18 protein-coding genes are annotated in these 18755 nt (G+C 34.0%); 14 read left to right on the top strand and 4 right to left on the bottom strand.

The window, feature by feature from the left end; translation table 11 throughout:
* Positions 1–27: 27 nt before the first annotated feature.
* From BXU01_RS12995 to dnaG, 4 genes are all read left to right on the top strand, one after another.
* Positions 28–588, top strand: coding sequence for an RNA polymerase sigma factor (locus tag BXU01_RS12995; RefSeq protein ID WP_083693591.1), 561 nt, complete (start codon positions 28–30; stop codon positions 586–588).
* Positions 575–1291, top strand: coding sequence for a hypothetical protein (locus BXU01_RS13000; protein WP_083693592.1), 717 nt, complete (start codon positions 575–577; stop codon positions 1289–1291). Before BXU01_RS12995 ends, BXU01_RS13000 begins: the two co-directional genes overlap by 14 nt.
* A 145-nt stretch (positions 1292–1436) precedes the next feature.
* Positions 1437–2468, top strand: coding sequence for a hypothetical protein (locus BXU01_RS13005; protein ID WP_083693593.1), 1032 nt, complete (start codon positions 1437–1439; stop codon positions 2466–2468).
* Between the two features lie 126 nt (positions 2469–2594).
* Entirely contained in the window at positions 2595–4658 is a 2064-nt protein-coding gene (dnaG, locus tag BXU01_RS13010; protein WP_083693594.1) for a DNA primase, read from the top strand.
* On the opposite strand, the gene BXU01_RS13015 is transcribed toward dnaG, so the two are convergent.
* A complete protein-coding gene (locus BXU01_RS13015; RefSeq protein WP_026730588.1) occupies positions 4655–5284 on the bottom strand; it encodes a response regulator transcription factor in 630 nt (209 codons plus the stop codon). The genes dnaG and BXU01_RS13015 overlap by 4 nt on opposite strands.
* 93 nt (positions 5285–5377) lie before the next feature.
* A complete protein-coding gene (nadE, locus tag BXU01_RS13020; protein WP_083693595.1) occupies positions 5378–6184 on the bottom strand; it encodes an NAD(+) synthase in 807 nt (268 codons plus the stop codon).
* A 99-nt stretch (positions 6185–6283) separates the two neighbouring features.
* On the opposite strand from nadE, the gene gldB reads away from it, so the two are divergent.
* Positions 6284–7243 carry a gliding motility lipoprotein GldB gene (gldB, locus tag BXU01_RS13025; RefSeq protein WP_083693596.1) on the top strand — a complete coding sequence of 320 codons (960 nt, stop codon included), beginning with the start codon at positions 6284–6286 and terminating at the stop codon, positions 7241–7243.
* Positions 7243–7578: a gliding motility protein GldC gene (gene gldC, locus BXU01_RS13030; protein WP_029273283.1), complete on the top strand. Its 336-nt coding sequence runs from the start codon at positions 7243–7245 to the stop codon at positions 7576–7578. The genes gldB and gldC overlap by 1 nt, the downstream gene beginning before the upstream one ends.
* A 100-nt stretch (positions 7579–7678) precedes the next feature.
* On the opposite strand, the gene yihA is transcribed toward gldC, so the two are convergent.
* Both yihA and BXU01_RS13040 read right to left on the bottom strand, forming a co-directional pair.
* Positions 7679–8299 carry a ribosome biogenesis GTP-binding protein YihA/YsxC gene (gene yihA, locus BXU01_RS13035; protein WP_083693597.1) on the bottom strand — a complete coding sequence of 207 codons (621 nt, stop codon included), beginning with the start codon at positions 8297–8299 and terminating at the stop codon, positions 7679–7681.
* 42 nt (positions 8300–8341) lie between these two features.
* Positions 8342–9106 carry an alpha/beta fold hydrolase gene (locus BXU01_RS13040; RefSeq protein WP_083693598.1) on the bottom strand — a complete coding sequence of 255 codons (765 nt, stop codon included), beginning with the start codon at positions 9104–9106 and terminating at the stop codon, positions 8342–8344.
* A gap of 378 nt (positions 9107–9484) precedes the next feature.
* On the opposite strand from BXU01_RS13040, the gene BXU01_RS13045 reads away from it, so the two are divergent.
* The 8 genes from BXU01_RS13045 to BXU01_RS13080 all read left to right on the top strand — a co-directional run bounded on the left by BXU01_RS13045 (position 9485) and on the right by BXU01_RS13080 (position 18720).
* Positions 9485–9958 carry a division/cell wall cluster transcriptional repressor MraZ gene (locus tag BXU01_RS13045; protein ID WP_029273286.1) on the top strand — a complete coding sequence of 158 codons (474 nt, stop codon included), beginning with the start codon at positions 9485–9487 and terminating at the stop codon, positions 9956–9958.
* Positions 9933–10841, top strand: a complete 909-nt coding sequence (rsmH, locus tag BXU01_RS13050; protein ID WP_206196620.1) for a 16S rRNA (cytosine(1402)-N(4))-methyltransferase RsmH — start codon at positions 9933–9935, stop codon at positions 10839–10841. Before BXU01_RS13045 ends, rsmH begins: the two co-directional genes overlap by 26 nt.
* 16 nt (positions 10842–10857) lie before the next feature.
* Positions 10858–11208, top strand: coding sequence for an FtsL-like putative cell division protein (locus tag BXU01_RS13055; protein ID WP_055094967.1), 351 nt, complete (start codon positions 10858–10860; stop codon positions 11206–11208).
* Positions 11199–13208: a penicillin-binding protein gene (locus BXU01_RS13060; protein ID WP_083693599.1), complete on the top strand. Its 2010-nt coding sequence runs from the start codon at positions 11199–11201 to the stop codon at positions 13206–13208. Before BXU01_RS13055 ends, BXU01_RS13060 begins: the two co-directional genes overlap by 10 nt.
* Positions 13205–14668 (top strand): UDP-N-acetylmuramoyl-L-alanyl-D-glutamate--2,6-diaminopimelate ligase, encoded by a 1464-nt coding sequence (locus BXU01_RS13065; protein ID WP_083693600.1) that lies wholly within the window; start codon positions 13205–13207, stop codon positions 14666–14668. Before BXU01_RS13060 ends, BXU01_RS13065 begins: the two co-directional genes overlap by 4 nt.
* Before the next feature lie 99 nt (positions 14669–14767).
* The gene (mraY, locus tag BXU01_RS13070) at positions 14768–16000 is read left to right on the top strand and encodes a phospho-N-acetylmuramoyl-pentapeptide-transferase (protein ID WP_056247000.1); all 1233 of its coding nucleotides are present in this window, start codon (positions 14768–14770) and stop codon (positions 15998–16000) included.
* A complete protein-coding gene (gene murD / locus BXU01_RS13075) occupies positions 16001–17332 on the top strand; it encodes a UDP-N-acetylmuramoyl-L-alanine--D-glutamate ligase (protein WP_083693601.1) in 1332 nt (443 codons plus the stop codon). It abuts the gene before it with no gap.
* A 77-nt stretch (positions 17333–17409) separates the two neighbouring features.
* The gene (locus tag BXU01_RS13080) at positions 17410–18720 is read left to right on the top strand and encodes an FtsW/RodA/SpoVE family cell cycle protein (RefSeq protein WP_083693602.1); all 1311 of its coding nucleotides are present in this window, start codon (positions 17410–17412) and stop codon (positions 18718–18720) included.
* Positions 18721–18755: the final 35 nt, after the last annotated feature.

Below are 18755 nucleotides of genomic sequence, written 5' to 3' on the forward strand. Positions count from 1 at the left end.
TTACTAAACCAAAACCGAAGCTTATTAATGAAAATTATTCATTTACATCAAGAAGAAACCGAAATTATAAAGTTGGCTGTCGAGCATAATCGACAAGCACAACAGCAAATTTATAGCAGGTTTTCATCGAAAATGTTAAGTGTTTGCCGACAATATATTAAGGACATTCAATTAGCCGAAGATGTAATGATAACAGCCTTTATGAAAGTGTTTACCAACTTAAATAAGTTTGAACATAAAGGGAGTTTTGAAGGCTGGATACGCAGGATTATGGTTAATGAATGCATATCATATTTAAGGGTTCAGAAAAAAGTAAAGTTTACTGAAGATGAAATATATGTCGAAGAAAGTTTTAATGCAATTGATAGTCAGTTTTCTACAGATCAGATTCAGTTTTTAATAGATGCTTTGCCTGACGGATATAAGATGGTTTTTAATTTATATGCCATTGAAGGATATAAACATAATGAAATTGCAAAGATGCTGGGAATTAACGAAGGAACATCAAAATCGCAATTATCGCACGCAAGAAAGATGCTGCAAACACAAATTAATATATTAAAAAAACAAGATAATGGAACCGAATAATTTTGAAAAGGATTTCCGTGAAAAACTAAATCAACGCAAAATTGAACCAAGCGACAAAGCCTGGGATCGATTAGATGCGATGTTGAGTGTTGCTGAAAAGAAAAAACCTAAAAAAGACAGAAAGTGGCTTTACATAGCAGCAAGTATTGTTGGGTTTTTATTGGTTGGAACTTTCTTTTTTAATCGAAACAAAAGTGTTGTTGAAACGCCAAAAAACAATGTTGCAACACAAGAAGAGAATGTAAATAAAGATACTATTGTTAAACCAACCCTAAACATAATGGATTCTGTTAAAACACAAGTTGCAATTTCAGAAAAACCTTCAGTTCATAACTCGGCATTAAAAGAAAAAAATCATAATCCAAAACTAAATAAAACTATTAAAAATGAATCAAATCAAATAGCGGAGTCTTCAATCATCATCAAAAACAATCCAGAAAAACAATCCATTGCTACTAAAACTTCAATTATTCAAACGTCTAAAAATGAAAACACAGATCAATTATTAGAATCGGCTGAGAAGACAGTTATTGCTGAAAATACAGTAAAAACAAAATCAAAAGTAAAAATCAATGCTAGTGATTTACTTAACCAGGTCGACGGAGAATTAGAACTTTCTTTTAGGGAAAAAATGATTACAAAAGTCAATAAAAATTATCAAACAGTAAAAGTGGCTTTGGCGAATCGAAATCAGCAGGAGTAAGAAAATAGAAAATAGAAGAAAGAAGAAAGAAGAAAGAAGAAAGAAGAAAGAAGAAAGAGTAAAGAAAATAGAAGAAAGAAAACGGAGTAACACAATCAACAATTAATCATTAACAAAATCATCAATCAAATTTAAATCAATCAACATGAAAAATTTTACCATTTATCTCGTAATCCTAATCTTTTTATTTGTCAGCAAAGTTCTGGGACAGGAAACCTTTGAATCAAGAGCGAAAAAAATTGCCAATAAGATAGAGAAGATTACTAAAGAAGAAAAATCAGCTTTAAAAGAAGAAGTTGAAGCTGTAAACGTTCAATTATCTGAAGGAAAAATAACCCAGGAACAAGCAGATAAACGAAAAAGAGAACTGGCAGAAGCAAGAGCAATAATTATCGAAGAAAAAGTGACTTTGGCTCAAAATGAACTGAATGATCTGGTGCAGCAAAAAGTTGACGGAAAAATCAAAGAACAAGATTCTACACACACTTATATCTTTAGCTGGAAAAGAAAAGATGTTGATAAAGACTCTATTCATGGCGAAAAAAGAACCACATCACAATTTGTATTTGCAATGGGGTTAAACAATATGATGGTCGATGGCAAACTTCAGGATTCTAATTACAGTTTTATTGGTTCGCATTTTTACGAATGGGGATTTACCTATAATTCCAGATTAATGAAAAATGATAATTTATTGCATGCAAAATATGGACTTTCATTAATGTACAACAACATTCGTCCTACAGAAAATAGAAATTTTGTGGTAAATGGTAATCAAACCGTTTTACAAACAAATGCTATAAATTTAGACGAATCTCGTTTTAGAAATGTTTATATAGTGCTGCCTTTGCATTTAGAATTTGATTTTTCTAAACCTCAGGTTAGTAATGGTAAAACCTATTTTAAAACACATAAAAGTTTCCGTTTCGGGATTGGAGGTTATGCAGGAATAAATGTAAAATCTAAGCAAATTCTAAAATATGAGCAAGACGATTTAGATTATAAAACAACAATAAAAGGAGATTATAATGTAAATAATTTTATTTACGGATTAAGTTCTTATATAGGTTACAAAGAATTTAGTTTATATGCCAAGTACGATTTGAATCCGCTGTTTCAGGATAATGCAGTGAAAGAAAATAATATTTCGCTGGGATTACGCTTTGACTTGAATTAAAAACGCGGTTAATTAGTTAGTGGAAAAAGTGCTTCAAAAGAAGCACTTTTTTTATGCAAAATCGCCAGATTTCAATATTGATTTGTGTACTTTTACAGACTCCAAATTTTTAAAATATTTTACGTTTTGATTTCACAAAATACAATTGATACTGTTTTTGAAACTGCTCGTGTAGAGGAGGTTATTGGTGATTTTGTTAATTTAAAACGCGCCGGGAGTAACTTCAAAGGCTTAAGTCCGTTCTCAGATGAGCGCTCTCCGTCGTTTATGGTGTCGCCCGCAAAAGGAATCTGGAAAGATTTTAGTACCGGAAAAGGAGGGAATTCTGTTAAGTTTCTAATGGAACATTCACAGTTTACCTATCCGGAAGCCATTCGATATCTGGCAAGAAAATACAATATTGAGATAGAAGAGACAGAACAAACAGATGCTGAAAAAGCAATGACGGATGTTCGCGAAAGTATGTATCTGGTTTCAGAATTTGCAAAAGAATATTTTCATAAAACACTTTTAAATTCAGAAGAAGGAAAAGCAATTGGACTTTCGTATTTTAAGGAAAGAGGTTTTACTAATGAAACCATCAAAAAATTTAGTTTAGGATATTCACCGGAAACCTGGGATGCACTCACTAAAGAAGCCTTGGGCAAAGGATATAAACTTGAATTTCTGGAAAGTACCGGTTTAACCATTGCGAGAGAAGATCGACCTTTTGACCGTTTTAAAGGCCGTGTAATGTTTCCTATAGAAAGTATGTCCGGACGTGTTTTAGGTTTTGGAGGACGTATTTTAACAAATGATAAAAAAGCGGCGAAGTACCTGAACTCGCCGGAAAGTGATATTTACCATAAAAGTAAAGTGCTTTATGGTATTTTTCAGGCCAAACAATCTATAGCAAAACAAAACAATTGTTATCTGGTTGAAGGTTATACTGATGTTATTCAGTTTAATCAAGCTGGTATCGAGAATGTTGTGGCTTCATCAGGAACGGCTTTAACGCCGGATCAGATTCGTTTAGTAAATAGGCTAACCAGAAATATAACCGTTCTTTTTGATGGAGATGCTGCAGGATTGCGGGCTTCAGTTCGAGGAATTGATTTAATTCTGGAAGAAGGAATGAATGTTCGTGTTTGCGCTTTTCCTGATGGAGAAGATCCTGACAGTTTTGCACGAAAAACGTCTCATGACGATCTGGTTGCTTATTTAGAAGAAAATAGCAAAGATTTTATACAGTTTAAGGCATCGCTCTTGATGAAAGATGCTAAAAATGATCCTATAAAAAAAGCCGATTTAATTCGGGATATGGTGAATAGTATTTCAAAAATACCGGATCGTATTCAAAGAGAAATCTATATTCAGGAATGTGCCAGAATCATGGACATTTCAGAGCAGGTACTTACAAGTACTTTGGCACAATTGATTCAAAAAGATATTGCTGAAGCTGGTAAAAAACAAAAGCAGGATCAAAAACCTTTTGAAGTTTTTAGAAACCAAAATCCAAAAAATACAGGTTATTCAGGAGGAGATCCGGAAGATCCAAGAAATGGGCCGCCGGATGATTATCCGGGAGAACCGGGATATCCAGTAGGAGAACCTGCAGAAAAAGTAGATATTCTTTATCGTTTAGAACGAAAAGTAATTGAGATTTTATTGCTTTATGGAGATAAAACCGAAGAGTTTGAAGATGTACTTTTAAAAAATAATGACGAAGGCGAAGTTGTAATGGTCTCTGAAAAGAGGCAATATAAAGTATACGAACGTATTTATTTGAGTTTGCAGGAAGATGAGGTTGAACTTTCTAATAATTTGTTCCGTGATATTTTTACGGACTTAATTGGGTTTTACAACCAAAATGAGAAATTCAGTCTTGAGCAATATTTAATGCGTTTACAGCCTGATTTTGCTCAGGAAGTTACAGATATTTTAATGGAAGATGAACGCTTGACTCTTCACGATTGGGAAGGGCAGAACATTTTTTCAAAAATGAAACACGAAACGATTGCGCAATACGTTAGTGAAACTATTATGTCTATGCGCTGGTTTTTGGTTGATAAAATCATCCAGGAATTAAAAAGCTCTATAAAACCTGATAATTCAGATAATACAGAGCTTTTGTCTATGGTCGTCGATTACTCGAAATTAGTTAACTCATTCTCGAAAAAACTAGGAAGAGTAATGTCGAGGTACCATTAAATAATTTCTAAAGTCTTCGCTTTGTTAACTAAGTCAACTAAATTAGTAACATTTAATTTAGTCAATAATCTTAATTTGTAAGTACTGATCGTTTTTTCGTTCAGATTTAAGATTTTAGAGATTTCATTGTTCTTTTTACCATCGCTTAAGTAACGTAATACTTCAATCTCACGATTTGAAAGTTTTCTGTACAAACGCTCGCTTTTGCTTTGTTTAGCAATAAGTGCCATGTTTTTACGCACAGTTTCGTTGATGATAATTTTTCCTTCATGTACTTTAATGATAGAAAGACCTAAAGTTTCAAGTTTTTCTGTTTTGTGCACATACCCGGAAACTCCTGCTTTAATAGCATTTGGAGCATACATTTGTTCAGCGAGGTCACTAAAAATTACAATTTTTGTTTTTGGGAAATTTTTCAGGATCGACTTGACCTCGAAGATACTCGAGAGACCTTCCAGCTCTAGATCGAGAATTAGGATATCGATTTCCTTCGTCTGAAGGATATCTCTAACCATTGAAAAATTGCCTACGTTGGCAACAATTGAAATTTGATCGTGGTCTTTAAAATAAGACTTAACGCCAAAGTGAGTCACAGGATGATTGTCTGCAAGACATACTTTAATCATAATTTTTACCTTTTTTAGAATTGTTCATGTTTTTGGAACTGTAAAATTAATAAATAAATTCTGTAATTAATTGCAGACAAATGTTAAAATGTTTTATTTTAACGTTTTTGGTATTATACAGACCGGAATTGGATCCATTTTGTGCTTATTACTGGTGTTTAAACGATTATAAATTTCAAAGACAGATTTTTCTCTCCCGGTGAAGTCAGCTGGCGTATTTCCTGACTCCGCGGCCAACATAGCCCATTCAAGCTCGTCATAACTGGCTCCTAATTGGTCTTCATCTGTACGATTATCGCCAAATAATCCATCTGTAGGAGCAGCTGTTAAAATTGATTCAGGAATTGCTAAAAAATCCCCCAAAGCATAAACATCTGATTTCATTAAGTCAGCAATCGGACTTAAATCTACTCCTCCGTCTCCATATTTAGTATAAAATCCTACACCAAAATCTTCTACCTTATTTCCTGTCCCTGCTACTAAAAGCCCGTGAATTCCGGCTAAATAATATAAAGAGGTCATTCTCAGGCGTGCACGAGTGTTGGCTAACGATAAATTAACTTTTGTTGAATCTTTTGATGTGGGCACAGTACTCTTAAAAGCTTCAAAAGTGTCAGTTAAATCTGTTTCTACATTTGAAACATTAGGAAAACGCTTCTTTAATTGTTCAATATGTTCTCTCCCTCTTGAAACTTGATTTGGAGCCTGATGAATTGGCATTTCTACACATAACACCTGTAATCCGGTTTGTGCGCATAGGGTTGAAGTGACTGCAGAGTCGACTCCGCCCGAGATTCCAATTACAAAACCGTTTACTTTTGCATTGTTAGCATAATTTTTTAACCACTCTACAATGTGATCATTTACTTTTTCTGTTTGAATAGTACTTTTTTTAGCCATAATAGTTCAAGTTTTAAGATGCAGGGATGTATATTTGCAGAATTATTTTTAAGTATGCATTTACTTAAAATCCAGCAACACAAATCTAATTAAAATAAAATGAAAATTTATCGCTTTATAGTGGTTCTGTCCTTGTTTTTTTTGTCTTGTGATCAAAAAAACAAAGTAGAAAAAGAAGTCGAAGAAATCCCGGTTGATATAAAAGTAGAACGTTTTGACAAGGTATTTTTCGAAACCAAACCAGAAGATTTAGCAAAAGTAAAAAGACAATATCCTTTCTTTTTTCCGGTTGGTAATGACGATAATATCTGGTTGAAAAAAATGCAGGATCCACTCTGGAAAGAAGTGTATACTGAAGTACAAAAAAAATACGCCAATTTTGAGCCGGTACGTCAGGAATTTAATAAATTGTTTCAGCATGTAAAATATTATTTTCCAAAAACAAAAACACCTAAAGTGATTACGGTTATTGGGGAAATGGATTATAATGCAAAGGCGATTTATGCTGATAGTCTTGTAATTGTTGCCTTGGAATTATATCTGGGTAAAGAACATAAATTTTATCAGTTTCCAAATTATTTAAAACAGAATTTTGAAGAGAAACAGATAATGCCTGATGTGGTTTCTAGTTTTGCTTACCGAAATATTCCGGCTTTTCAGGATAAAAATTTGATTTCCCAGATGATTTTCGAAGGGAAACAATTATATGCAAAAGATTTGCTTTTACCTGAATATACAGATGATGAAAAAATGGGTTATACGCCGGAACAAATAAAATGGTGTCAGGAAAATGAAGCATATATGTGGCGCTTTTTTATCGAAAATGAAATGCTGTACAGTGACGATCCAAAACTAACAACCCGATTTATAGTACCTGCTCCGTTTTCTAAATTTTACTTAGAAATAGATAACGATTCTCCCGGGCGAATTAGTGCATGGCTCGGATGGCAAATGGTGCGGTCTTACATGAAGAACAATGGCAGTGTAACATTGCCTGAATTATTAAAAATAAACGCAAAAGAAATTTTTGAAAAATCAAAATATAAACCTAAGAAGTAATGTCAGATACAATAAACTCAGAAATTAGATTCAATATAGAATTAGATGAAAACCGTGTTCCGGAAAAATTAACCTGGAGTGCGCAAGACGGTGGTGTGCAGGCTGAAGAAGCAAAAGCTATTATGTTGTCTATTTGGGATAGCAAGGCCAAAGAAACAATGCGTATTGATTTGTGGACAAAAGATATGCCGGTTGATGAAATGAAAATTTTCTTTCACCAGACTTTAGTAGCAATGTCAGATACCTTTAAGCGCGCAACAGACGACGAAAAAATGTCAGACACAATGAAGGATTTCTGTGATTATTTTGCAGAAAAACTTGAACTTACAAAATAGAAATTTTAAATTTCAAAAGATAAAGTTTAAAAAATCCCAAATTCCAATTTAAACTTGGAATTTGGGATTTTTTATTGGAATTAAATTAGGAATTTGTTTCTTAAAACTTATTGCTGTTTTTAAAAACTTCCTGATTTACTTCGTCGATATAATTTAAAACATCATCTTTTCCTATCGATTCTGTAGCCGAGGTTACAAAATAGTGTGGCATTTCTTCCCAGTTATTGGCAAACATTTGTTTTTTGTATGCTGCAATATGAGAATCTACTTTAGTCTTACTAATTTTATCTGCTTTAGTGAATATAATGCAAAACGGAATCTCACTTTCTCCCATATACGACATAAATTCAATGTCTATATTTTGAGCTTCATGACGAATATCAATCAAAACAAAAGCACAAACTAATTGTTCTCTGGTTTCAAAATAATCTGTAATGAATTGCTGAAAAACTGATTTTGTTTTTTTGGATACTTTGGCATAACCATAACCAGGTAAATCGACCAGAAACCAATTGTTATTAATCTTAAAGTGATTGATTAATTGGGTTTTTCCGGGTCTTCCTGAAGTTTTAGCTAAGTTTTTATGATTGGTAAGCATGTTAATCAACGATGACTTCCCTACGTTTGAGCGGCCGATAAAAGCATATTCCGGCAAAAAATCCTGTGGACATTTTGCAACTTCAGAATTACTAATAATAAATTCGGCGGTATTAATTTTCATGTTTTTTGTTTTTAAAACCTCCTTAAAGTCGAAAGTTAGATGCTATAAATTCTTTTTAACGAGCCATTCTTCAAGAATTTTATTGAATTCTTCAGGATGTTCCATCATAGCAGCGTGTCCACATTTGTCTATCCAATACAAAGTTGAATTAGGCAATAATTTATCAAATTCTTCGGCAACATTCGGTGGGGTTACGGCATCATTTTTACCCCAGATGATACAGGTTTCTGCTGTCATTTTTGGTAAATCCTTAGCCATATTATGACGAATTGCACTTTTGGCAATCGTTAAGGTTTTGATCAGTTTGATACGATCGTTAACCGTTGCGTAAACTTCATCGATAAGTTCCGGAGTTGCTATTGCAGGATCGTAAAATACATCTTCGGCTTTCTTTTTGATGTATTCATAATCACCTCTTTTTGGGTAACTATCCCCCATAGCGCTTTCGTAAAGACCAGAGCTTCCGGTAATTACAAGTCCTGCTACTTTTTCAGGATATAGTTTTGTATGATAAAGAGCGATATGTCCTCCAAGAGAATTACCTAGCAAAATAACTTTGTCAAAGCCTTTAAAAGTGATAAAGTCCTTAACGTATTTAGCAAAGCTTTTTACATTGGTTTTTAAAATACTTTGGGTGTATATTGGCAAATCCGGGATAACAACTTTGTATCCTTTCTTTGGGAAATATTCTGCTACAGCATCAAAGTTACTAAGGCCTCCCATTAAGCCATGTAAAATCACGATAGGAGTTCCTTCTCCAGCTTCATAATAGCTGTATTTGCCTTCTTTTTTGTAGTGTTTGTCCATTTAATTTAATGCCAATTTCAATTTGGACAAATATAGGGTTTAATAAATAAAAATGAATTTTTGCTGCCGTTTTTTAACTAGATAATTTTTGTCGAATTTATAAGTAGTTAAAAATCAGGTTTTATGGGTGTTTTTGAGGTGTTTCCTAAATGTTAAGAAAAATGCATTATAACTAATTTTTTAAGAAATATAGTGCATAATTTTTTTGATCTCTAACTGTTATCGTTGATCAGCTAATTATTATCTAAAGTATTGATTGTCCATAAATTAAGAAAGGTGGTAGGAAAGTGGTTAAACTTATTAACAAAGTGGTATTTAGTGGTAAAATGTGGTAATATTTTTTATATTTTTGCTGTATAACATATTAAAGTATTTTTCTTGAACACAATTGTTGGAACATATGAGTGTAAAGTCGATGCTAAAGGGAGGCTAATGATGCCTGCACCCTTAAAAAAGCAACTGGCTTCTTCTCTTCAAAACGGTTTCGTTTTGAAGCGCTCCGTTTTTCAACCGTGTTTAGAACTATATCCAATGGAAGAGTGGGACTTGATGATGCAAAAAATCAACAAGCTGAACCGTTTTGTAAAAAAGAACAATGATTTCATCAGAAGATTTACTGCCGGTGTAAAAGTGGTGGAGATTGATGCATTAGGAAGATTATTGGTGCCAAAGGATTTGGTTGCTTTTTCAAGTATTTCTAAAGATGTGGTTTTTTCATCTGCGGTTAATATTGTGGAGATTTGGGATAAAGATTTATATGAAAAATCAATAAGCGGCGAAGATATGGATTTTGCAGATTTAGCCGAAGAAGTAATGGGAAATATTAATGACGACGACAATGGAATATCATAATCCGGTTTTGCTTCATCCTACAGTTGATGGTTTAAATATTAAACCTGATGGCATTTATGTAGATGTTACGTTTGGTGGCGGTGGTCATTCAAAAGAAATTTTGAAACGATTAGGGCCAAACGGAAAATTATTTGCTTTTGATCAGGATGAGGATGCTCTTGCAAATGCGCTGCCGGATGAACGGTTTACCTTAATTAATGAGAACTTTAGATTCATAAAAAGATTTCTTCGTTTTCATGGTGTTAAAAGTGTAGACGGAATTTTGGCTGATTTAGGGGTTTCATCACATCAGTTTGATGTTCCGGAAAGAGGTTTCTCGACAAGATTTGATGCCGAACTGGATATGCGGATGAGTCAAAAAAATGATTTAAATGCTTACCGTGTGGTTAACGAATATGAAGAACAGGATTTACGTCGTGTTTTTTTTGATTATGGGGAGTTGAAGAATGCGCCGCTTTTAGCAAGAACAATTGTAGAGGCAAGAGAACATCAGCCTATTAAAACTACAGATGATCTGAAAGATGTTTTAGCAAAATATTTACCTGAAAGAGTTAAAAATAAAATATTGGCTCAGATCTATCAGGCGATTCGTATTGAGGTCAATCAGGAAATGGATGTTTTAAAAGAATTTATAGAGCAGTCTCTTGAAATTCTTAATCCAGGCGGAAGATTCTCTGTAATCTCGTATCATTCTCTGGAAGACAGACTGGTGAAGAGGTTTATTAAAAACGGCATGTTTGAAGGAGAACCTGAAAGAGATTTTTACGGAAACTTTTCTGTTCCTTATAAAACAATAGGAAAATTGATTGTTCCGGACGATGCTGAGATTAAAATAAACAATCGGGCAAGAAGTGCAAAATTAAGAATTGCTGAGAAGATATAATATAAGGTAGAGAAAAATGAAAAGTGGTGGAGTATTTGGCATATTAAAAGCAAGGTTTCTTTTAAACGATGACGCAGTGAAAAACTGGAGATTCATTGTTTTTATAATTCTGCTTGCTATTTTGATGATTGCAAATACACAACGATACGAACAAAAGGTTTTTGAAATAGCAAAACTGAATAATGAAGTAAAAGAATTGCGATCTGAATTTGTAGACCGACGTTCAGAATTAATGAAGTTGAAAATGGAATCAACGATATCGGATAAAATGCTTGAAAAACAGATTTTTCCATCAACGGTTCCTCCGGTTAAAATAGAAGTTAAAAAAGAAGAAGAAAAAAATTTCTTTAAAAGAATATGGCAGTAGACGATAAAAATATATCCTACAGAATTTACCTCGTAGCAGTTTTCATCTTTTTGATGGCAATTGCTATTGTTGTTAAGTTAACCAATATTCAATGGGTTGAAGGTGATTACTATAGAAAACTGGCGAAACAACGTACGGTTAGAAATTTTGTGATTCCGGCAAACAAAGGAAATATCTACTCTGCTGACGGAAGTTTATTGGCAACATCAATCCCTAATTATGAGATTAGATTTGATGCAAAAGCGCCAAAAACAGAGACGTTTGAGAAATATGTAAAAGCATTATCAGATTCTTTGGCAACAGTTCTGGACAGACCGGGAGGTTATTATGAAAAAGAGTTAAGGAAAGCAAGAGAGAATAAAAATCGTTATTATTTGATCGCCCGTAATTTGAGCTATACTGAATATGTAAAAATAAAAGGTTTTCCATTATTCAATTTGGGTGCATTTAAAGGTGGAATTATAATCGAACAGGAAACGGTTAGAAAACATCCGATAGGAAAAATTGCCGAAAGAACAATTGGTTACGACCGTATTGATCCGGCAACAGGAGTTGAAGTAGGTAAAGGAATCGAGTGGGCTTTTAAAAATTACCTGAACGGAAAAGACGGTAAAATTTTAAAACAAAAAATTGCAAAAGGACAATGGAAACCTATTCGCGATGTCAATGAAGTTGATCCTCAGGATGGTTTTGATGTCATTTCGACAATCGATGTTTTTATTCAGGATATTGCGCATCACGCTTTGTTGAAACAGTTAGAAGAATATGAAGCTGATCACGGTTGTGTAGTGGTGATGGAGACAGAAACGGGACATGTAAAAGCCATTTCGAATTTAGGAAGAGCAGAAGACGGATCGTATTATGAAACTACAAATTATGCTGTAGCAGAATCTCATGAGCCGGGATCTACTTTTAAATTAGTGGATTTAATGGCTATTTTAGATGATAAAGTGGCAGATACAAGTACGGTTTACGATAGTCACAACGGACAGGTGAAATATTATGGGCGTTCTGTTACTGATTCGCACAGAGGAGGTTACGGAAAGGTTTCATTGGCACGTGGTTTTGAGCTTTCGTCAAATACCGTAATGGTTCAGGCGGTTTATGAAAATTATAAGAGCAATCCGTCTAAGTTTGTGAATCACATTAAGAGTTATGGATTAGATAAACCATTAGGATTACACTTTAAAGGAGAAGGAAGACCTTATATACCACAACCCGGAGGCAAACACTGGTCAGGAGTTTCACTTCCGTGGATGGCTTTTGGTTACGGAGTTTCGGTTACACCCATGCAGACTTTGGCTTTTTATAATTCGGTTGCGAATAATGGAGTAATGGTAAAACCTCAGTTTGTTTCGGAAATTAAAGAATGGAACAAAACCATCAAGAAGTTTGATGTTGAAGTGATTAATCCAAAAGTATGTTCGCCGGAAACCATTAAAAAATTGAGAGCAGTATTGCTTAATGTGGTTAAAAAAGGAACAGGCTCAAAGTTGTATTCGAAAGATTTTTCGATGGCTGGTAAAACGGGAACGGCTCAGGTAAATTACGGAGGAAAAGAAGGAAAGTCGGCATTGTATTACGCGTCTTCTTTTGTGGGGTATTTCCCGGCAGATCATCCTAAATATTCTTGTATTGTAGTGGTTCATAAACCCAATACAGCAAAAAACAATTATTACGGAGCAGATGTTGCGGGACCGGTTTTTAAACGAATTGCCCAAAAAATATTTACAGACGCACCATCAACAAATAAAATTAAAAAACTGGATTCAAGAATTCCAAAACAAGATGACAGTTATAATAAATATACGGCAGAGGCTAATAAAAAATCAAACCAAATTCCTGATTTAAAAGGAATGCCGGGAATGGATGCTATTGCTTTACTGGAAAATTTAGGTTTGAAAGTAAAAGTAAACGGAGTAGGAAAAGTAAAAAAACAGTCTTTACAGGCTGGGGAAAATATTAGTAAAAACACAACAATAGTATTAGAATTATCGTGAAAGTACTAAAAGACATATTATATAAAGTAGCTATTGAATCTGTAACAGGTTCGACGGAAATTGATATACATAAAATTGATTTTGATTCAAGAAAAATTGAAGAAAATGATGTTTTTGTAGCAATTCGCGGATCATTATCTGATGGGCATGATTATATAGAAAAAGCTATTCAGTTAGGGGCAGTTGCAATTATTTGTGATGCATTGCCGGAGAATATCGAAAAAGGAATTACTTATATTAAAGTAAAAGATACCAATACAGCTTTGGCTTTTATGGCAGCTAATTATTTTGGAAATCCTTCTGAAAAATTAAAATTAGTTGGCGTTACGGGTACAAACGGAAAAACGACAATTGCTTCATTATTGTTTCAGTTGTTTCAAAAAGCAGGGTTTAAAGTTGGTTTACTATCAACGGTAAAAATAATGGTTGATGAAACGGAATATAAAGCAACACATACAACACCGGATTCTATCACAATCAATTATTATTTAAATGAAATGATTGAGTCTGGGGTAACGCATTGTTTTATGGAAGTGAGTTCACACGGAATTCACCAAAAACGTACAGAAGCTTTGCATTTTGAAGGTGGGGTTTTTACGAATCTGTCACACGATCATTTAGATTATCATCCAACGTTTGCAGAATACAGAGATGTAAAAAAATCATTTTTTGATTCGTTGCCAAAAACTGCTTTTGCATTATCAAACATCGATGATAAAAACGGAACTGTGATGTTGCAAAATACAGTTGCCAGAAAATTTACTTATGCCTTAAAGTCTTATGCTGACTTTAAAGCGACAATATTAGAAAGTCAGTTATCTGGATTGCTGCTTAAAGTAAATGACAATGAAGTTTGGGTAAAACTTATTGGGACTTTTAATGCTTATAACGTTTTGGCAATTTACGGAACGGCAATAGAACTTGGAATGGATAGCCTGGAAGCGCTGCGTTTATTGTCTGATTTAGAGAGTGTTTCTGGTCGTTTTCAATATATTATTTCGGCAGGAAATATTACTGCGATTGTAGATTATGCACATACACCGGATGCTTTAGACAATGTTTTAAAAACGATAACAGATATCCGTACCAAAAACGAACAATTGATTACAGTTGTGGGGTGCGGAGGAAACAGAGATAAAACAAAGAGACCAATTATGGCTAAAATTGCTACAGATCTTAGTGATAAAGCAATTTTAACATCTGATAATCCAAGAAATGAAGATCCTGAAGTGATTCTTGATGAAATGGAAAAAGGAGTTGAAGCTCATAATTATAAAAAGATATTGAGAATTACAGATAGAAAACAAGCTATAAAAACAGCTTGTCAATTGGCTCAGCCAAATGATATTATTCTAATTGCCGGTAAAGGCCACGAAACATATCAGGAAATAAATGGTGTTCGAAACCATTTTGATGATATGGAAACAGTAAGAGAAATTTTAGATCAATTAGGAAAGTAAAGTTTAAACGGTTAATTGGTTGTTCGTTTCATCGAATAATTATTAAATCAAAAACTAACGAATCAACATAATAACAATTAAACAAATAAACCAAGATATATGCTATACTATTTATTTGAATATTTAGACAAAACATTAGATATACCAGGAACTGGAGTTTTTCAGTATATCACTTTCAGATCGGCTTTGGCATTGATGCTTTCATTGCTTTTGTCAACCATTTACGGAAAAAGAATTATAAACTTTTTGCGTAAACAACAAGTTGGCGAAACCGTTCGTGAGTTAGGTCTGGCTGGTCAAAATGAAAAAGCAGGTACACCAACAATGGGAGGACTGATTATCATTTTTGCAACGCTTGTGCCTGTTTTGTTATTTGCTCGTTTGCATAATATTTATATCGTATTGCTTATCGTAACTACGTTATGGATGGGAACAATTGGTTTTGTAGACGATTATATTAAAATATTCAAAAAAGACAAACAGGGACTTAAAGGTATTTTTAAAGTTATAGGACAAGTTGGTTTAGGTATCATCGTTGGGGCTGTTCTTTATTTTAATCCTGCAGTAACAGTAAGAACCGATACAGGGAGAACAGATGTTTTTAGAACCACAACAAATACAACTGTAGTTTTACCTGCACCAGTTGAGGAAAAATCTACGGCAACAACAATTCCGTTTGTAAAAAATAATGAATTTGATTATGCTGAGTTATTAGCGTGGACAGGTGAAGGATACGAAAAATGGGCTTGGTTGATTTTTATTCCGGTTGTTATTTTTATCATTACTGCGGTTTCAAATGGTGCTAACTTGACAGATGGAATTGATGGTCTCGCTGCAGGAACATCGGCAGTATCCGTGCTCGCGCTCGGGATATTTACGTTTGTTTCCGGAAATATCATATTCTCCAATTATCTAAATATTATGTACATCCCCAGTTCCGGAGAGATGACTGTTTTTATATCGGCATTTGTAGGGGCATTAATTGGATTTCTTTGGTATAACTCTTATCCCGCTTCGGTATTTATGGGAGATACAGGAAGTTTAACTATTGGTGGAATCATTGCGGTTTTGGCAATCGCAGTCCGTAAAGAATTATTGATTCCGCTATTGTGTGGAATCTTCCTGGTAGAAAATTTCTCAGTGGTTTTGCAAGTGAGTTATTTTAAATTCACGAAGAAACGTTTTGGTGAAGGCCGAAGGATTTTTCTGATGTCGCCATTACACCATCATTATCAAAAGAAAGGATATCATGAGAGTAAAATTGTAACCAGATTCTGGATCGTTGCGATCATGTTAGCCATATTATCAATCGTTACTTTAAAACTTAGATAGATGAGATTGGTAGTTTTAGGAGGAGGAGAAAGCGGAGTAGGAACCGCTATTCTGGGGAAGAAAAAAGGATATGAAGTTTTTGTATCTGATTTTGGAAAAATAAAAGAAAGCTATAAAGAAGTTCTTATAATTAATGGAATTGCCTGGGAAGAAGAAAAACATACGGAAGACCTGATTTTGAATGCTGATGTAGTAATGAAAAGTCCGGGAATTCCAGAGAAATCTCCCATAGTACAAAAGCTTATTGCTGCAGGAATTAAAGTGATTTCTGAAATTGAATTTGCTAAACCTTTTACTGAAGCATTAACAATTGGAATTACGGGGAGCAATGGTAAGACAACGACAACGATGCTTACGCATCATTTGTTGAAATCAGCAGGATTAAATGTTGGTTTAGGAGGAAACATCGGAAAAAGTTTTGCCTGGCAGGTTGCCGAAAATAAATACGATGCCTATGTTCTTGAATTAAGTAGTTTTCAGCTCGACGGAATTATAGATTACAGGCCGGATATTGCCATTATTACGAATATTAGTCCGGATCATTTAGACCGATATGAGTATAAATATCAAAAGTATATTGACTCGAAGTTTCGAATAACAATGAATCAAACGGAGAGCGATTATCTTATTTACGATGCAGATGATGAAGCGATTTCAGAATGGTTAAAAAATAACACAACAAAAGCAAAATTAATTCCTTTTTCATTGTCACAAACATTCGATGAAGGGGCTTCTATAAATAACAACAAAATGGAAATAAAGATCAACCAAGAAGAGTTTACAATGGAAACAGAATACATTGCGTTAGAAGGAAAACATAACATGAAAAACGCAATGGCAGCAAGCTCTGTAGCAAAATTGATGCAAATTAGAAATGCAACAATACGCGAAAGTTTATCGAATTTTCAAGGTGTAGAACACCGTTTAGAAAAAGTATTAAAAATTCAGAATGTTCAATATATCAACGATTCTAAAGCAACAAATGTAAACGCAACTTTCTTTGCTTTAGACAGCATGAATGTTCCAACGGTTTGGATTGTTGGTGGTGTTGATAAAGGAAATGATTACAACGAATTGATGTCGTTGGTTCGTGAAAAAGTAAAAGCTATTATTTGTCTTGGAGTTGATAATCATAAAATTATCAATGCTTTTGGAAATGTAGTTGACATTATGGTAGAAGTAAATAATATGAACGATGCTGTAAAAACGGCACAACGTTTAACAGAGAAAGGCGATGCTGTTTTATTGTCTCCAGCTTGTGCAAGTTTCGATTTATTCGAAAACTACGAAGACAGAGGAAAACAATTTAAGCAAGCAGTTCACAACTTGTAAAAAAAAGTTTCAAGTTTCAGGTTTCATGTTATGTGAAAACCTGAAACCTGAAACAAGAAAAACCTGAAACTAAAAACATGAAGGAATTAGTAAACAAATTAAAAGGAGACAGGGTAATATGGTCATTCGTGGCTTTATTGGCGTTGTTTTCGTTTATGCCTGTTTTTAGTGCGAGTAGTAATTTGGCTTATATAGGTCACGGAACCGGAAATACACTGGGATATTTGGTAAAACACCTGGCTCACGTTTGTATTGGTTTCCTGATTATTTATTGGGTGCACAAAGTACCATATCATTATTTCAGAGCGATTTCAAAAATAGCTTTGCCTGTTGTGTGGTTTTTATTGCTTTATACATTATTAAAAGGAACTGTAATTGCGGGAGCAAATGCAAGCCGTTGGATTCAGGTGCCGTTTATTGGTATTACGTTTCAAACTTCGACTTTGGCTGCCAGTATATTATTTATATATGTTGCACGTTATTTGTCAAAAACAAGAGAAGAAAATGAACCTTTTCAAACCTCGTTAATACAGCTTTGGCTGCCTGTTTTTATAACATTGGTGCTTATTTTACCAGCTAACTTTTCGACTACGGCGTTGATCTTTTCTATGGTAATTATGTTAACGTTTATTGGCAGATATCCGCTAAAATATATTGGTTTTATAATTGGTTCAGGAATCGGAATGCTGTTGTTTTTCCTTTTAGTGGCAAAAGCTTTTCCGGATTCAAGATTCTTTAGCAGGGTATCTACATGGGAAAGCCGTATTTCGAACTTTACCACAGACAAGCCTGACGAAGATGATTATCAAATCGAAAAAGCAAAAATTGCAATTGCGTCAGGAAAATTAGGAGGATTAGGACCTGGAAAAAGTGTTCAGAAAAACTTTTTGCCACAATCATCTTCAGATTTTATTTATGCCATTATTGTCGAAGAATATGGTTTAGTTGGAGGAGTTTCTATATTGATTTTATATCTGTTGCTGTTGTTTAGATTTGTAATTGCATCACATAAAGCCAATACTTTATTTGGAAAGTTAGTCGTCGTTGGGCTTGGTTTTCCTATGATATTTCAGGCAATGATTAATATGGCGGTTGCAGTAGAATTATTACCGGTAACGGGGCAAACACTTCCGTTGATAAGTAGTGGAGGTAGTTCGATCTGGATGACGTGTTTCTCTCTTGGAATTATCATTAGCGTGACGAAAAAAGAAGAAGAAATTGCCGAAGAACAAGAAGAAAAAGAGAGACGAAAAGAAGCGCTTCAACGATTAATCGATAAAGAATTAGGAGAAGAAGATTTAGTTTCTGAAGAAGTATACGAGGAAGAAGGAATGTATTCTATTGAGGATAATTCCAGAAATCCAATGAATGCAGTTTTAAATAAATAAGATTAAAGAATAATTTTTACAGCGAGTAACTTTTA

Source organism: [Flexibacter] sp. ATCC 35103, assembly GCF_001975985.1.
Lineage (GTDB): Bacteria > Bacteroidota > Bacteroidia > Flavobacteriales > Flavobacteriaceae > Flavobacterium.

Coding starts and splice junctions, on each gene's coding strand:
- yihA (WP_083693597.1), bottom strand. CDS start 8,299: ATGAAAATTAATACCGCCGAATTTATTATTAGTAATTCTGAAGTTGCA.
- BXU01_RS13040 (WP_083693598.1), bottom strand. CDS start 9,106: ATGGACAAACACTACAAAAAAGAAGGCAAATACAGCTATTATGAAGCT.
- BXU01_RS13000 (WP_083693592.1), top strand. CDS start 575: ATGGAACCGAATAATTTTGAAAAGGATTTCCGTGAAAAACTAAATCAA.
- nadE (WP_083693595.1), bottom strand. CDS start 6,184: ATGGCTAAAAAAAGTACTATTCAAACAGAAAAAGTAAATGATCACATT.
- gldB (WP_083693596.1), top strand. CDS start 6,284: ATGAAAATTTATCGCTTTATAGTGGTTCTGTCCTTGTTTTTTTTGTCT.
- rsmH (WP_206196620.1), top strand. CDS start 9,933: ATGACGACGACAATGGAATATCATAATCCGGTTTTGCTTCATCCTACA.
- mraY (WP_056247000.1), top strand. CDS start 14,768: ATGCTATACTATTTATTTGAATATTTAGACAAAACATTAGATATACCA.
- gldC (WP_029273283.1), top strand. CDS start 7,243: ATGTCAGATACAATAAACTCAGAAATTAGATTCAATATAGAATTAGAT.
- BXU01_RS13080 (WP_083693602.1), top strand. CDS start 17,410: ATGAAGGAATTAGTAAACAAATTAAAAGGAGACAGGGTAATATGGTCA.
- murD (WP_083693601.1), top strand. CDS start 16,001: ATGAGATTGGTAGTTTTAGGAGGAGGAGAAAGCGGAGTAGGAACCGCT.
- BXU01_RS13055 (WP_055094967.1), top strand. CDS start 10,858: ATGAAAAGTGGTGGAGTATTTGGCATATTAAAAGCAAGGTTTCTTTTA.
- BXU01_RS12995 (WP_083693591.1), top strand. CDS start 28: ATGAAAATTATTCATTTACATCAAGAAGAAACCGAAATTATAAAGTTG.
- BXU01_RS13005 (WP_083693593.1), top strand. CDS start 1,437: ATGAAAAATTTTACCATTTATCTCGTAATCCTAATCTTTTTATTTGTC.
- BXU01_RS13060 (WP_083693599.1), top strand. CDS start 11,199: ATGGCAGTAGACGATAAAAATATATCCTACAGAATTTACCTCGTAGCA.
- BXU01_RS13015 (WP_026730588.1), bottom strand. CDS start 5,284: ATGATTAAAGTATGTCTTGCAGACAATCATCCTGTGACTCACTTTGGC.